The sequence below is a fragment of the Methylobacterium sp. Leaf456 genome (assembly GCF_001425465.1).
Classification (GTDB): Bacteria; Pseudomonadota; Alphaproteobacteria; order Rhizobiales; family Beijerinckiaceae; genus Methylobacterium.
On sequence record NZ_LMQV01000007.1, the window covers coordinates 50,198 to 64,658 of the forward strand.

At 70.0% G+C, this 14,461-nt stretch carries 15 protein-coding genes; 6 read left to right on the forward strand and 9 right to left on the reverse strand.

Going from position 1 to position 14,461, the window contains the following annotated elements; genetic code table 11:
• The first annotated feature begins 61 nt into the window (after positions 1 to 61).
• The 5 genes from ASG52_RS07870 to ASG52_RS07890 are packed head-to-tail and all read left to right on the forward strand — an operon-like array spanning position 62 to position 4,784.
• Positions 62 to 1,288, forward strand: coding sequence for an acyl-CoA dehydrogenase family protein (locus ASG52_RS07870; RefSeq protein ID WP_056241363.1), 1,227 nt, complete (start codon positions 62 to 64; stop codon positions 1,286 to 1,288).
• 52 nt (positions 1,289 to 1,340) lie between these two features.
• On the forward strand, positions 1,341 to 2,522 hold the full coding sequence (locus tag ASG52_RS07875; protein WP_056241365.1) for an acetyl-CoA C-acyltransferase family protein: 1,182 nt from the start codon (positions 1,341 to 1,343) through the stop codon (positions 2,520 to 2,522).
• Between the two features lie 39 nt (positions 2,523 to 2,561).
• On the forward strand, positions 2,562 to 3,329 hold the full coding sequence (locus ASG52_RS07880) for an SDR family NAD(P)-dependent oxidoreductase (protein WP_056241366.1): 768 nt from the start codon (positions 2,562 to 2,564) through the stop codon (positions 3,327 to 3,329).
• Between the two features lie 52 nt (positions 3,330 to 3,381).
• A complete protein-coding gene (locus tag ASG52_RS07885) occupies positions 3,382 to 4,416 on the forward strand; it encodes a phosphotransferase family protein (protein WP_056241369.1) in 1,035 nt (344 codons plus the stop codon).
• Positions 4,404 to 4,784: a DUF6285 domain-containing protein gene (locus tag ASG52_RS07890; protein ID WP_286158979.1), complete on the forward strand. Its 381-nt coding sequence runs from the start codon at positions 4,404 to 4,406 to the stop codon at positions 4,782 to 4,784. The genes ASG52_RS07885 and ASG52_RS07890 overlap by 13 nt, the downstream gene beginning before the upstream one ends.
• Before the next feature lie 21 nt (positions 4,785 to 4,805).
• On the opposite strand, the gene ASG52_RS07895 is transcribed toward ASG52_RS07890, so the two are convergent.
• Together ASG52_RS07895 and ASG52_RS26995 are read right to left on the reverse strand one after the other, a co-directional pair.
• Positions 4,806 to 5,075, reverse strand: coding sequence for a hypothetical protein (locus tag ASG52_RS07895; protein ID WP_056241370.1), 270 nt, complete (start codon positions 5,073 to 5,075; stop codon positions 4,806 to 4,808).
• Positions 5,072 to 5,314 carry a hypothetical protein gene (locus tag ASG52_RS26995; RefSeq protein ID WP_156383841.1) on the reverse strand — a complete coding sequence of 81 codons (243 nt, stop codon included), beginning with the start codon at positions 5,312 to 5,314 and terminating at the stop codon, positions 5,072 to 5,074. The genes ASG52_RS07895 and ASG52_RS26995 overlap by 4 nt, the downstream gene beginning before the upstream one ends.
• A gap of 75 nt (positions 5,315 to 5,389) precedes the next feature.
• Between ASG52_RS26995 and ASG52_RS07900 the strand changes: the two genes are divergently transcribed.
• Entirely contained in the window at positions 5,390 to 5,647 is a 258-nt protein-coding gene (locus tag ASG52_RS07900; RefSeq protein ID WP_056241373.1) for a hypothetical protein, read from the forward strand.
• 49 nt (positions 5,648 to 5,696) lie between these two features.
• Here the strand turns inward: ASG52_RS07900 and ASG52_RS07905 are convergent, their stop codons facing one another.
• The 7 genes from ASG52_RS07905 to ASG52_RS07935 all read right to left on the reverse strand — a co-directional run bounded on the left by ASG52_RS07905 (position 5,697) and on the right by ASG52_RS07935 (position 14,428).
• Positions 5,697 to 6,374, reverse strand: coding sequence for a hypothetical protein (locus ASG52_RS07905; RefSeq protein WP_200945585.1), 678 nt, complete (start codon positions 6,372 to 6,374; stop codon positions 5,697 to 5,699).
• A 181-nt stretch (positions 6,375 to 6,555) separates the two neighbouring features.
• Positions 6,556 to 7,644, reverse strand: a complete 1,089-nt coding sequence (locus tag ASG52_RS07910) for an alpha/beta fold hydrolase (RefSeq protein WP_056241525.1) — start codon at positions 7,642 to 7,644, stop codon at positions 6,556 to 6,558.
• Positions 7,645 to 7,661: 17 nt separating this feature from the next.
• Positions 7,662 to 8,378, reverse strand: coding sequence for a poly(R)-hydroxyalkanoic acid synthase subunit PhaE (locus ASG52_RS07915; RefSeq protein WP_056241374.1), 717 nt, complete (start codon positions 8,376 to 8,378; stop codon positions 7,662 to 7,664).
• Positions 8,375 to 10,009 (reverse strand): AMP-binding protein, encoded by a 1,635-nt coding sequence (locus ASG52_RS07920; RefSeq protein ID WP_056241376.1) that lies wholly within the window; start codon positions 10,007 to 10,009, stop codon positions 8,375 to 8,377. Before ASG52_RS07920 ends, ASG52_RS07915 begins: the two co-directional genes overlap by 4 nt.
• Positions 10,010 to 10,020: 11 nt before the next feature.
• The gene (locus ASG52_RS07925; protein ID WP_056241378.1) at positions 10,021 to 11,748 is read right to left on the reverse strand and encodes a 2-hydroxyacyl-CoA lyase; all 1,728 of its coding nucleotides are present in this window, start codon (positions 11,746 to 11,748) and stop codon (positions 10,021 to 10,023) included.
• Between the two features lie 45 nt (positions 11,749 to 11,793).
• Entirely contained in the window at positions 11,794 to 12,726 is a 933-nt protein-coding gene (locus ASG52_RS07930) for an AEC family transporter (RefSeq protein ID WP_056241381.1), read from the reverse strand.
• A gap of 97 nt (positions 12,727 to 12,823) precedes the next feature.
• The gene (locus ASG52_RS07935; RefSeq protein WP_056241384.1) at positions 12,824 to 14,428 is read right to left on the reverse strand and encodes a class I adenylate-forming enzyme family protein; all 1,605 of its coding nucleotides are present in this window, start codon (positions 14,426 to 14,428) and stop codon (positions 12,824 to 12,826) included.
• Positions 14,429 to 14,461 lie beyond the last annotated feature (33 nt).

Here is a 14,461-nt window from a genome sequence, read left to right on the forward strand (position 1 = left end):
ATAAAAAACGAGCGCTCGCTCGATTTTCGCTGGCGCACGGCGCCCCGAGAGGCCCATCGACATGGATTTCAGCATCTCTCCCCGTGTGGAGTCGTATCGCCAGCGCATCGCCGCCTTCGTCGATGCGGAGATCCTGCCGCTGGAGCGCGATCCGTCGTCCTACGATGGCCATGGCAACATCGCCGCCGAACTGCTGCGCCGCCTGCGCGGGCTCGCCCGCGCGCAGGGCCTCTGGTGCCTCCAGCTCAAGGAGGAGACCGGCGGGGCCGGCCTCGGCAAGGCCGGGATGGCGGTCTGCTACGAGGCGATGAACCGCTCGATCTTCGGGCCGGTGGTGTTCAACTCGGCCGCGCCCGACGACGGCAACATGATGGTGTTGGAGGCGGTCGCGACGCCTGACCAGAAGGCGCGCTGGCTCGATCCGATCGTGCGCGGCGAGGTCCGCTCGGCCTTCGCGATGACCGAGCCGCATCCGGGTGGCGGCTCCGACCCGTCGATGATCCGCACCTACGCCGAGAAGCACGGCGACACCTACGTCATCCACGGCCGCAAGTGGTTCATCACCGGCGCCGAAGACGCGGCCCACTTCATCGTGATGGCGCGCACCTCCGACGACGCCCGCAAGGGGCTCACCGCCTTCCTGTTCCACAAGGATCAGCCCGGCTGGCACATCGTGCGCCGCATCGGCATCATGGGGCCGGAAGAGCATGGCGGACATTGCGAGATCGCCTTCGAGGGCCTCGAAGTCCCGGCCGAGAACGTGCTCCTGAAGGAGGGCGACGGCCTCAAGCTGACGCAGATCCGGCTCGGGCCGGCGCGGCTGACCCACTGCATGCGCTGGCTCGGCCTGTCGAAGCGCTGCGTCGAGATCGCCCGCGATTACGCTGCCCAGCGCGAGGGCTTCGGCGTGCGGCTCGCCGACCGCGAGAGCATCCAGCTCATGCTGGGCGATCTCGCCATGCGCATCGAGATCGGGCGCCTCCTCGTGATGAAGGCCGCCTGGGCCCTCGACCAGGGGAGCTTCGCCCGCAAGGAAGTCTCGATGGCGAAGGTCCACGTCGCCAACCTGCTGCACGCAGCCGCCGACACCGCGATCCAGATCAACGGCGCGCGGGGCTACTCGCACGACACCGTGCTGGAGTGGATCTACCGCTACGCCCGGCAGGCGCGGCTCGTCGACGGGGCCGACGAGGTCCACAAGATGGTGCTCAACCGCACCCTCGAAGCCGAAGGCGACGCGTTCTGGCGCTGGCCCGTCGAGGGCGAGGCCCTCGGGCATCGCGGCTGAGTCCAGCCTCCGATCCTGTCCTCCTGCCGCAACGAGAAACGGAACAAAAAGAATGTCTGACGGGGTCGTGATCGTCTCCGGTGTGCGCACCGCCATCGGCACCTTCGGCGGGTCGCTCGCCGGGCTGCCGCCCGCCCGGCTCGCCGCGCTCTGCGTCGCCGAGGCGCTCGGCCGCGCCGGGGTGGCCGGGGAGAGCGTCGGCCACGTCGTGTTCGGCCACGTGATCCCGACCGAGCCGCGCGACGCCTACCTGCCGCGGGTTGCCGCGATGGATGCCGGCATCCCCAAGGAAGTCCCGGCCATGGCGGTGAACCGCCTGTGCGGCAGCGGCCTGCAGGCCATCGTCTCGGCGGCGCAATCGATCCGGCTGGGTGACGCCGAGGTCGCGGTGGCGGGCGGGGCCGAGAGCATGAGCCGCTCGCCGCACCACCTGTCGGCCGCCCGCTTCGGCCAGAAGATGGGCGACGTCACCGCCACCGATTACATGATCGGCGTGCTGAGCGACCCGTTCGGCGCGGGACACATGGGCATCACCGCCGAGAACGTGGCGAGCCGCTATGGCGTCTCCCGCGAGGCGCAGGACGCCTTCGCCGCCGAGAGCCAGGCGCGGGCCAAGGCCGCCATCGAGGCGGGCCGGTTCCGCGAGCAGATCCTGCCGGTCGAGGTCCCGATGAAGCGCGACACGGTCGCCTTCGACACCGACGAGCACCCCAAGGCCACCACCGCGGCCGACCTCGCCAAGCTGCGCCCCGCCTTCCGCAAGGACGGCTCGGTGACGGCGGGCAACGCCTCGGGCCTCAACGACGGCGCCGCCGCGCTGGTGCTGATGAGCGAGGCCCGCGCCAAGGCCGAGGGACGCGCCGTGCTCGCCCGCATCGTTGGCTATGCTCATGCCGGCGTCGCCCCCGACGAGATGGGCATCGGCCCGGTGCCCGCCGTGAAGCGCCTGATGGAGCGCACCGGCCTGCGGGCGTCAGATTTCGACGTGATCGAATCGAACGAGGCCTTCGCGGCCCAGGCCTGCGCCGTCTCCCAGGCGCTCGACTTCGACCCCGCCAAGGTCAACCCGAACGGCGGCGCCATCGCGCTGGGCCACCCCATCGGCGCCACGGGGGCGATCATCACGGTCAAGACGCTCTACGAACTCGCCCGCATCCAGGGCCGGTTCGGGCTCGTGACCATGTGCATCGGCGGCGGCCAGGGCATCGCGCTTGCGGTCGAGCGCGTCCAGTAAAGCCGGCCACCGAGAAAAATTGGGCGAGGGAGGGGGCCTTTGAGCGGATTGTTCGATCTCACCGGCCGGCACGTGCTCGTGACCGGCGCGTCGAGCGGCCTCGGGCGGCACTTCGCCGGCACGCTGGCACGCGCCGGGGCGAAGCTCTCGCTCGGTGCCCGCCGGGCCGAGGCGCTGGCCGAGACCGTGGCTCAGGTCGAGGCCGCGGGCGGAGAGGCGCACGCCATCGTCATGGACGTGACCGATGCGGGCAGCATCGAGCGGGCTCTGGACGCGGCGGAAGAACGGTTCGGCCCGGTCGCAGTGCTCATCAACAATGCCGGCGTGACGGTGACGAAGCCCGCCCTCGAACTCACCGAGGCGGAGTGGGACGGCGTCATCGACACCAACCTCAAGGGCGTTTGGCTCGCGGCCCAAGCGAGCGCCCGGCGCATGGTCAAGCACCGCACCGGCGGCAGCATCGTCAACATCGCCTCGATCCTCGGGCTTCGCGTCGCAGGCGCCGTTGCGCCCTACACGGTGTCGAAGGCCGGCGTGGTGCAACTCACCCAGGCGCTCGCCCTCGAATGGGCCCGCCACAGGATCCGCGTGAACGCGCTGGCGCCGGGCTACATCCAGACCGAGCTGAACGACGACTTCTTCGAGTCCGAGGCCGGCAAGGCGCTGATGAAGCGGGTGCCGCAGCGGCGCCTGGGTGCGGCGGGCGAACTCGACGGCCCGCTCCTGCTGCTGGCCTCGGAGGCCGGCAGCTACATGACCGGCAGCGTCGTCGCCGTCGATGGCGGCCACCTCGTGTCGAGCCTGTGATCGCCGTGTCGTCGTCGACCCGGCCCTCCCTCCGTCGGAAAGCAGTGCGGGCATGATCGACGAGCCGCAACGAATCGCCCTGCGCGACTGGCTTCGCGCCCGCCTCGACGCGCCCGATCTGACGATCGAGGGGATGGAGCCGCTCTCCGGCGGCTCGATCCAGGAAAACTGGATGCTGCGGTGCGCGGTGCGCGGCGACGAGCGCCGCTTCGTGCTGCGCAAGGATTCCCCGGCCACCATCGCGTCGAGCCGCCCGCGGACGGAGGAATTCGCCATCATGAACGCCGCGTGGCGGGCCGGCGTGCGGGTGCCCGAGCCCATCGGCTTCTGCCGCGAGGCCGGCATCCTCGGAAAACCCTTCGCCGTGATGGGCCTCGTCGACGGCGTCGGCCTCGGCCCCCGCGTCGCCAAGGATCTGAGCCTCGGCGGCGACCGCGAGGCGCTGGCCGAGGATCTCGGGCGCGAACTCGCCAAGATTCATGGAGTGCTTCACGGCATCCTGCGCAGCGGGGCCGAGGGCGACCTCGCCTTCCTCGGTACGCCCGATCCGGACCCGGCGCTCGCCGGCATTCGCCGGCTGCGCGCCAGCCTCGACGCGATGGGCGCGCCGCGCCCGGCGATCGAGTGGGGCCTGCGCTGGGCCGAGCGGCACGCGCCGCCCTGCCCCGAGCCGACGCTGGTCCACCGTGACTTCCGCACCGGCAACTACATGGTCGATGCCCATGGGCTGACCGCGATCCTCGACTGGGAATTCGCCGGCTGGGGCGACCCGATGGAGGATATCGGCTGGTTCTGCGCCGAGTGCTGGCGCTTCGGCCGCCTGACGCTGGAGGCCGGCGGCATCGGCACGCGGGAGGCGTTCTACCGCGGCTACGAGGGGCAGAGCGGGCGGCGGATCGACCGGCAGGCGGTGCGCTATTGGGAGGTGATGGCGCATCTGCGCTGGGCCGTGATCGCCCTGGAGCAGGGGTTCCGGCACATCTCCGGGGCCGAGCCGTCGCTCGAACTGGCGCTGACCGGCCGGCTCACGCCCGAATTGGAGCGCAGCATCCTGCGCGACACCGATCCTACCCGATGGACCGCCTGACCATGCGCCCGATCCTACCCGATCACCCGTCCGGCGCCGCGCTGCTCGACGTGGCCCGCCGCGCCCTTCTCGACGAGGTCGCCCCGACCCTGACGGGACGCCAGCGCTACGTCACCCTGATGGTCGCCAACTCCATCGGCATCGCCATGCGCGAGATCGAGCGCGCCGACGAGACGGCCGAGAGCTGGGACCGGGCGCTGGCCACGCTGCCGCAGACCGGCGACGATCCGCTCGCCGCGCTGGTCGCTGCGATCCGGGCCGGCGCGCATGATGGCGACGCCGCCCTGCACGCGGCGTTGCAGGGCACGACCACGGTCGCCGCCGAGATCTGGAAGCCGGCCGCCAAGGAGGCGAAGGCCGGCGCCTGAGCGCCGGTCTTCGGGGCAGGCCTACCGCGTCGGCGCTTCGGTGCCGGTGCCCGAGCCGGCGCCGCGGTTGACGACCGTGTTGCCGCCGTTCTCGGTCGGATCGGCCTTCGGCGTGCCGGTGGCGAGGCCGCGCTCCTTGTCGGTCGTGCCGGTACCCGATCCGGCGCCCTGGTTGACGACGGTGTTGCCGCCGTTCGCCGTCGGGTCCTTGGCCGGACCGTCGCCGGTCCCCTGCGCCATCGCCCCGCCGGTGATCCCGGCCAGGATAGCTGCGAATACGAGCCGCTTCATCGTCTTCTCCCGATCTCGTTGGTGCCGACCAAAGCCGGAGCCGATCCGCGGTTCCGGTTTTTAATGCTCGCCGCGACGCTGCGGCGACGTAACTCGTCATTCTCAAGCTTTGGGCCGGCAGCGACGTAGGTCGGCCCGTCTTTTCCAGTCGCCGCGCCGTCGAGCATCCCATTGCAGACGAACTGACCCTTCACTGCAATGCACAACGAGGTGTCGCAGCGCACTTTGCGTCGCAGCATCGAGACCCATCTCCTGCGCATGCCACGGGCGGCTTTCGACCGTCCTCAAACCAAGCCCCTTGAAGGATGCATGCCATGACCCGTTCAACCCTCACCAAGACCGCCCTGACCGTTGCCCTCGCCCTTTCCGCGGGCGGCGCGCTCGCCCAGACCGTCCCGGCGCGCGGCGAGGCCCCCATCGTCGTCCGGGGCGAGATCGTCCGGGACGGCGTGGTCGCCGAGCGGCCCCTCACCGTGATGGGCATGACCGGCGGCATCGAGCCGAAGGACGTCGAGTCCACCGGCTCCATCGATCTCCGCCCCGAGCCGCGCCGGATCGAGCGGCTGCGCTGAGTCGAGGCGCCGCCCCTCGTCCTTCGACGGACGAGGGGCGGCGTTCAGTCTACTTCTTCGGCGCATCCTCGCTCATGGTCCGGTTGCTGGCGTTGGCCTCCTTCATCGCCGCGACGACCTCGCCGACCATCTTCAGCGCGGCCTGATCCGCCGCGCTCACAGGGGGTGCGTTCTTGCAGCGCGGGTCGGTGCGCTGGAGCGCGCCGAACATCTCGCGGGTGAGCGGGATCGGGTCGCAGCCGCCCCCGTCGGCGCCGCAGGTGAAGTCGTTCTTGGCGTCCGCCTTCACGTGGCAGGCGAAGCAGTTCATCTCGAACCGGTTGTTCACTTCGACGAAGCCGCGGCGGAAGATTTTCGAGCCGTCGCCGTCGACATCGATCCAGAAGAACTCCCAATCGCGGGTGATCGGGCTGAACCCCTTCTGTTGCTTGATCATCACCTCGTTGGGCACGAGCTGGACCACCGAGCCCTCCGGGTACTCGCCCTCGCCGGCCTCGGCGACCTTCACCGTCTCGTCGAGGCGGCCGGAGAGGTTGTCGACGTAGAAGTGGCGGACCTTCTTCATGTCGAGCAGGCACTTGAACGAGCCGTCGGTGACCGTCACGGCCGGCGCCTTCTCGCCCTCCGGCTCGGCGGCGCGGGTCGATGTCTGCGCCTGGGCCGCAGCCGGCAGGACCAGGGCTGCGCCGACGGCGAGTATGCGCAGTCCTTGCAAGATGTCGGTCATGATATCGTCTCCCTAAAATTTGTATCGATAAGAACTCGCTCCAACCCACCCCCTCATCCTGAGGTGCTGCGAAGCAGCCTCGAAGGAGGGCTTCAGCGTATCGCGCGATCTCTGGAGCCCTCCTTCGAGGCTCCGCTTCGCTTCGCACCTCAGGATGAGGGGGTTTGATGGGAGAGGTGCTTCAGCGCGTCTCCAGCCAGCCGAGGATGCGGTCGCTGAACTTGGCCTGCCCCCGGCTGACGAACACGCCGATATGGCCGCCGGTGATCGGCACCTCGGTGTAGTCCCCCGCGCCGATCACCTGCCCCATCGCCTTGCTGGCCGGGGCCGGGATGATGTGATCGGTCTCGGTGTAGAAGTTGAGCACCGGCATGGTGATGGCGCCGAGATCGACCGGTCGGCCGCCGATTTCGAAGGTGCCTTTGAACAGCTTGTTGTCCTGATACAGGTCCTGCAACCATTGCCGTGCGGCGGCGCCGGGATGGTCCGGCCGGTCGGCGAGCCACTTCTCCATGCGCAGGAAGTTCATCAGCTTGTCGCGGTCCTGCCCCGCCTTCATCAGGGTGAGGTTGTACTTGGCGAGGCTGCGGAACGGCGTCATCATCGAGAACAGCACCCCGCCGACGCCGCCCGGCACGTTGCCGATGGTGTCGATCAACAGGTCGATGTCCCCCGCCTCGAGGTTGCGGGTCCAGACGTTCATGAAGCCGCGTTCGAGCTTCGCCTCGCAACGGTCGGCGTGGAAGTCGACCGGCGTCACGCAGGTGACGAGATTGCGGATCTTGTCGGCGTGGAGCGCGGTGTAGCAGAGCGACAGCACCCCGCCCTGGCAGATGCCGAGCAGGTTGATCTTGTCGATGGCGTGGCGCGCGCGGATCGCCTCGACGAAGTGGTCGATGTAGATGTCGACGAGGTCGCTGAAGTCGTCGTACCGGTCGGCCGGCGTCGGATGGCCCCAATCGACGACGTAGACGGTGCTGCCGGCTTCCGCCAAGCTCTTCAGGAACGAGCGGTCGGGCTGGAGATCGAGGATCTGCCAGTTGCCGACCATGGCGTAGAGCACGAGGATCGGCGTCTCGACGCGACTGGGTGAGCCGACATCGATCCGGTAGAGCGTGCGCCCGTTGATTTCGGTGATCTTTTCCCGCGGGGTCGTGGCGAGGTCCACGTCCTCGGCGCGCACCGCGCCGAGCTGCCCGGCGGCCTGCGCCGCGCGCTTGGAGAACTCCGCCAGTTCCTTCAGCCCCGGAATCGTCATGCCCTGCGCCATGGCGGCCTCCCCCGTGATCAAGGATTGTCGTGGCCGGCCTCGGCCGGCCGGCCCACGGCTTGCGCTTTCAGCGCCCGCACCTCGCGGCGCAGGCCGTGCACCTCGCGCATCAGGCCGTGCAGCCGGGCGTAGACGTCGAGCATCTCGCTGCGCGTCGGCAGGTCGAGGGTCTGCGCCATCGCCTCGCCGCGGCGGCGGGTCTCCTCGCGCTGGCGCATGGCGAGCCGCAGCATCCGCTGCTGCAGGGCGGCGAAGTCGTCCGAGCGATTGAACGCCATCAGGGTGCGGTCGAGGACGCCGTTCCAGATGTCCATGCCCTCGCCGAGCCCATCGATGCTCTCGCCGCGGGCGCGGCGGGTCGCGACCTCTTCCTGGAAGGTCTCGCAGGCCTTCATCCACACCGGCACCACGGCGGCGAGGTATTGCTGGAGGATGATCGTCAGATCGACGGCCGATTCCGGCGAGGGCATCGCCTCGGCGTCCAGGCTCGGCAGGTCGGCGAAGCGCGGGAGCGCGAGCGCGCGGCGGAACTCCTCCATCAGCGGCGCGACGCTCTGCGACCACTGCGCCGGGTCGGTCATCGCGCCGAGCATCAGCGAGGCCGAGGGGCCGCCCCGCGCCGTGAGCATCGCTTGCCACGTCTGCGACCACGCCTGCATCGCCTCCATCGAGGCGCCGAACAGGCCGAACGGGTCGGTCGCGGCCTGCGGGCCGCCGTCTCGGGTTCCGGTCATAGCGATCGCGCCTGCTCGCGGAGGACGAATTTCTGGATCTTGCCGGTCGAGGTCTTGGGCAGCGGCCCGAACACCACGGCCTTGGGCACCTTGAACCGCGCCATCCGCTCGCGGCAGAAGGCGATCACCTCGTCGTCGGTGGGCGTGCCGACGCCGGGCTTGAGTTCGACGAAGGCGCACGGGGTCTCGCCCCAGGTCGGATCGGGCCGGGCGACGACGGCGGCCAGCATCACCGCCGGATGGCGCGTCAGCACCTCCTCCAACTCCAGGCTGGAGATGTTCTCGCCCCCTGAAATGATGATGTCCTTCGAGCGGTCGCGGACCTCGACGGCGCCGTCGGCGTGCCAGACGGCGAGGTCGCCGGTGCGGTACCAGCCGTCGCGGAGCGTCGCCTCGGTCGCGGCCGGGTTGGCGAGGTAGCCCTTCATCACGGTGTTTCCGCGCATCATAATCTCGCCGAGGCTCGCGCCGTCCTGCGGCACCGGCTGCCCCGTCTCGGGGTCGGCGACCATGACGGAGCCGAGGGTCGCCAGCGCCACGCCCTGGCGGGCCATGCGGCCGTAGCGTTCCTCGGTCGGGAGCGCGGCCCAGTCGGGCTGGAACAGCGAGGCGGTGCCGGGGCCGTAGCACTCGGTGGCGCCGTAGAGGTGGGTCACCTTGAAGCCCAGCTCTTCCATGGTGCGCAGGATGGTCGAGGACGGGGCCGCGCCCCCGGTCGCGCAGCGCACCACCGCGTGGGAGAACGGCACCCGCACCTCTTCCGGCGCGTGCGCGATCATCGACAGCACGATCGGCGCGCCGCACAGATGCGTCACCCGGTGGTCGGCGATGAGCCGGAAGATCGCCGCGGGCTCGACCTTGCGCAGGCAGACCTGGGTGCCGCCCGCCGCCACAACGGCCCACGGATAGGACCAGCCGTTGCAGTGGAACATCGGCAACGTCCAGAGATAGACGCTGTCGGCGTTGAGCCCGAAGGTGACGGCGTTGCCGAGCGCCTGCAGGTAGGCGCCGCGATGGCTGTAGACGACGCCCTTCGGGTCGCCCGTGGTGCCCGAGGTGTAGAGCAGGCAGAGCGATTGCCACTCGTCCGCCGGGCCCTCCCAGGCGAAGTCGGGGTCGCCCTCCGCGAGCAGGGCGTCGTAGGTGAGATCGCCGATACCGGCCTCGCCCTCGCCGGGCAGCGGGATGCCGACGACCAGCGGGCGCCGGCGGACATGCCGAAGCGCTTCCGCGACGAGGCCGGCATATTCGGCATCGATCAGCAGCACCTTGGCCCGGCCGTGGTCGAGGGAGAAGGCGATGGTCGCCGCGTCCAAGCGGGTGTTGAGCGGGTTGAGCACGGCGCCCGCCATCGGCACGGCGTAGTGCGCCTCGATCATCTCCGGAATGTTCGAGGCCAGGATCGCCACGGTGTCGAGCCGCCCGATCCCCCTCCCCCGCAGCGCCGAGGCGAGGCGGCGGCAGCGGGCGTACAGCGCGCCGTAGGTGAGCCGCCGTTCGCCGTCGATCACCGCGACCTTGGCGCCGTACGAAGCGGCAGCGCCTGCGAGAAAGCTCGCGGGCGTCAGCGGAACGTAGTTGGCGCCCGTGCGGTCGAGGCCGGCCTCGAAGGGGTGATCGAGGTGGGACATCGTGGACTTCCTCACGCCTCGTCGGAGCCGCCCGCGCGCCACTGGCGCTCGGCGTCGTCCCAGGCCGCGAGCGGCTGGAGATCGGGCACCCAGGCCAGACCCGTCTTGGCGTCGGAGGAGACGGCTTCGGGCGTCACCACCACGTCGAGCAGCGCCGGGCGGTTGGCGAGGGCGCGCTGGATGGCGGGGCCGAGGTCCTCTTCCCGCTCGACGCGCTCGCCGTGCATGCCGAGCGCGCGGGCCATCGCGGCGTAGTCGCTGAAGGCGAGCTTGGTGCCGACCACCTTACCGTGTGTGACGGTCTGGTCGTGGACCTCGATCTGCCACGCGCCGTTGTTGGCGACCACGATCAGGACCGGGGCCCCGTGGCGGGCGGCGGTGTCCATCTCGATGGCGTTGAAGCCGAACGAGCCGTCGCCGGTCGCCACCAGGGTGGTGCGGTCGGGATGCGCGAGGCTCGCGGCGATGCCGTAGGGCACGCCGACGCCGATGCAGCCGAAGGGCCCCGGATCGAGCATGATCGGCGCCGAGAGGCCGATGCGGGCGAAGCTCAGGAAGTCGCCGCCGTCGGTGACCACGATGGAATTGTCGTCGATGGCGTCCTGCAACGCGGCGATGACCCGGTTCGGATGCAGCCGCCCGTCCTTGCCGGCGGGGGCCGAGGCCATGGTCTGCTTGAGCTTCTGCGCGCGCTGCTCGTGGCCGGCGCGGAGCTTGCCGGCCCAGTCGCGGTCGACGCCGCTCTCGCGGTTGCCCGCAGCCTCGACGATGGCCTTGAGGGCGGCGCCGGCATCCGAGAGGATTTCCACGGCGCCGCGGCGGTTGTCGCGCAGTTCGGCCGGGGTGTCGGCGATGCGGACGAACTTGGCGTTGCCGAAGATCGCGGGCGAGCCGAAGGCGAGCTGGAAGTCGAGGCGGCGGCCGACGGTGAGCACCACGTCGGCGTCCGTCATCACCGCGCCGCGCATGGCGCCGACGACGGAGGCGTGGGAATCCGGCACGAGGCCGCGGCTCTCGCCGGTGTCGAGATAGACCGCGCCGAGGCGGTCGAGCAGGCTCACCAGTTCCGGCCCCGCGCCGCGGGCGCCGCGGCCGGAGATGACCAGCACGCGACGCGCCGACCACAGCAGTTCCACCGCCGCCGCGATCCGGTCCGGATCGGGCCGCACGGCGACACGGGGCTTGGCCTCCATGTGCTCGGCCATCTGGATCGCCTTCGGCACGAGGCCGCGCAGCGTGTCGGCGGGGAAGTCGATGTAGGAGGGGCCGGGCTCGCCGCCCTCGCCCAACGCGCGGGAGATCGCTTCGTCGAGTTCGGCGAGCGCCAGCGCCGGCTCGCGCACGGTGCGGGCGTAGCGGGTGATGGTGCGCACGAGATGCGTGTGGTCGAGGTCCTGCAAGCCGCCGCGGTTCTCCTGCGGACGGGTGTTGGTGCCCGATAGCACCAGAACGGGGGCGCGGGAGACGTTGGCGTTGGCGATGCCGGTGATGGCGTTGGTCATGCCGGGGCCGGCGGTGACGAGGGCGACGCCCAAGCCCCCGGTCACCTCGGCATGGGCCTGCGCCATGTGGACGGCGGCGCGCTCGTCGCGCACGTCGACGATGCGGATGCCTTCCGCGTCGAGGCGCATCCACAGGGCCATGATGTGCCCGCCGCAGAGCGCGAAGACCCGATCGACCCCGCGCGCCTTGAGGGAGCGGGCGACGACGGCGGCGACGCTGTCGGAGCTGATCTGCATGGGGCTAACCTCCGTTTTCGTTGTTTTTGGACAGCGCGGGCCCGTTCAGACGAGCCAGGCGAGGACGAGGGAGAGCGTCACCACCGAGGCGACATGCGAGACGAGGATGACGCCCGAGGTCGCCGCGGGCTGGAGGCCGTAGGCCTTGGCGAGCGAGAAGGCGCCGGGGCCGGTCGGGAGCGCACTGAGGATCACGGCGACGCTCGCCCAGACCGGCGGCATCGGCAGGACGCGGAACACGAGGAAGGCCGCGAGCGCTGGCTGAAGCACGAGCTTGAGCGCGACCAAGACGCCGATCCGCGGCAATTCGCGCACGTCGAGCGCCTCTTGGGCCAGCACCAGCCCGATGCAGATCAGCGCGCAGGGCGCCGCCGCCGCCCCCAACAGCTCGCCGAAGCGGGCGACCGGCAGCGGCAGGCCGAGGCCCGACAGACCGACGGCGAGCCCGGCGATCGGCGCCAGGAACAGCGGGTTGCGCAGGAGCGAGAGTCCCACGTCGGCCAAGCGCCGCCCGAAGCTTACGCCCTTCTTGAGATCGGCCTCGATCAGCAGGATCGCGCCGAGGAAGTGGATGCAGGCGGTGAACAGGGTCGCGACGATGGCCGGCGGCAGCCCGTCCGCCCCGAACACGATCAGGCAGAGCGGCAGGCCCATGAAGCCGACATTGCTGTAGCTGGCGTTGAGCCCGGTCATGGTGGCGTCCGCCATCGGCTCGCCGCGGCGCCGGCTCAGCCAGAAGCCGAGGGCGGAATTCCCCAGCACACAGCCGCCATAGGCGACCATGAAGCCGACATGGCCGAGCTGCTCCGGCGTGATCCGGGCCATCGCCACGAAGACGAGGGCCGGCAGCGCGAGCGTGACGACGAAGCTGTTCAGGCTGTCGGCCGCCGCCTTCGAGAACACCCGGAACCAGCCGCAGAGGGTGCCGGTCAGGATCAGCCCGAAAATCGGCAGGGCCGCGTTCAGGACCGCCTGCATCGCCGCTCCCGCATTGTCTGGCGCGCACGGTCGCACGGCCCCGAAGGGGCGGTGCGATCCGTGATGTCGGCGTGCCGGTCATCGGGGCGCGGCGGCGTCAACCGGCGGCCTTCACGGCGGCGGCCAAATCTCCCTTGGCTTTTGCTTCGTCTTCCATCACCTGGGCCTTGAGCACCCGGTGCAGCACCTTGCCGGTGGCGTTGCGCGGCACGTCGTCGTGACCGACGAAGGAGCAAGTGCGCGGGCGCTTGTAGCCGGCCAGATGATCCTTGCTCCAATCGATCAGCGCCTTGCCGTCGAGGCTCACCCCGTCCTGCAGGACGACGACGGCGTGGACGCGCTCGCCCCACTTGGCGTCGGGCAGGCCGATCACCGCCACGTCCCGCACCGCGGGATGACGGCCCAGCGCCGACTCGACCTCGGACGGGTAGACGTTCTCGCCCCCGGAAATGATCATGTTGCTCTTGCGATCGACGAGCTGGATGAAGCCGTCGGCATCGCGCCGCGCCATGTCGCCGACGGTGCAGTATTCGCCGCGGAACGCCTCGCGGGTCTTTTCCGGCAGCTTCCAATAGCCGTCGAACAGGTAGGGGTTCGAGCAGTAGAGCTCGCCCGCCTCGCCGTCCGGCACCTCGTTGCCGGCCTCGTCCAGAATCTTGATCGGGGCCGAGCCGACGCATTCGCGCCCGACCGAGCCGAGCTTGGTGAACTGCTCCTTGGGGTGGAGCATGGTGGCCCAGCCGACCTCGGTGGCGCCGTACAGCTCGTACAGGCCGGAATTCGGAAACAGCTCCATCACGGCGCGCTTGGTCTCCTGGCGCGCAGGCGCGGAGGAGATCATCAGCTTGGTGACGTGATCGAGATTGTACTTCTCCCGCACGCCGCCGGAGAGGCCGAGCATCATGATGTAATGGGTCGGGACGAGGGACGTGAACGTGGAATTCCCCTCGGCCAGGGTCTTGAGGCAGTGCTCCGGATCGAAGCTCTTGCGCGAGTAGATCGAGATGCCGCCGCCGCAGTAGCTGAAGGCGCCGAAGAAATAGAGCGAGTTGGCGTGGCACATCGGCATGACGAGCAGCGCGCCGTCGTTGCGGTGGATGCCGAGTTCGATCTCGGTGCAGAGCGAGAGGTTGCTGCCGCCGCGATGGCTGCGGATCGCGCCCTTCGGGTTGCCGGTGGTGCCCGAGGTGTACATCAGCATCCACGGATCGGCCGCCGCGACCGCGACGTCCGGCTCCGAGGCGCTGCCCTGCGCCAGGAAGTCTTCGTAGTCGCGAAAGCCCGCCGGGCAGGCGCTCGCGCCGAAATGGACGATGTTGCCGTCGGGGATCGTGATCTCGGCGCGGATCTCCTCGACGAGGCCGGCAAGTTCGTCCTGAACGATCAGGGCGGCGGCCTCGGCGTTATCGAGGATGAAGCGGACTTCCTTGCCGACGAGGCGGAAGTTGATCGGCACGGAGACCAGCCCGGCCTTGGCGGTGGCGGCGTAGATTTCGGCCCACTCGACGCAGTTGTAGGCCAGCACCGCGACCCGGTCGCCTTTCTTCAGGCCGAGGCCCAGCAGTGCGTTGGCCAAGCGGCACGAGCGCTCGTTCCAGAGCCGGAAGGTCATGGCGCGCTCGAGATCGCGCGCGCCCATGCGCTCCGGGCTCAGCCGGGCGTGGACCGAGAGCATCTGGCCGAAGGTGAGAAGGTCTTTCATGGAGCATGACTCCCGCAGGGCGATGCGGCGCAC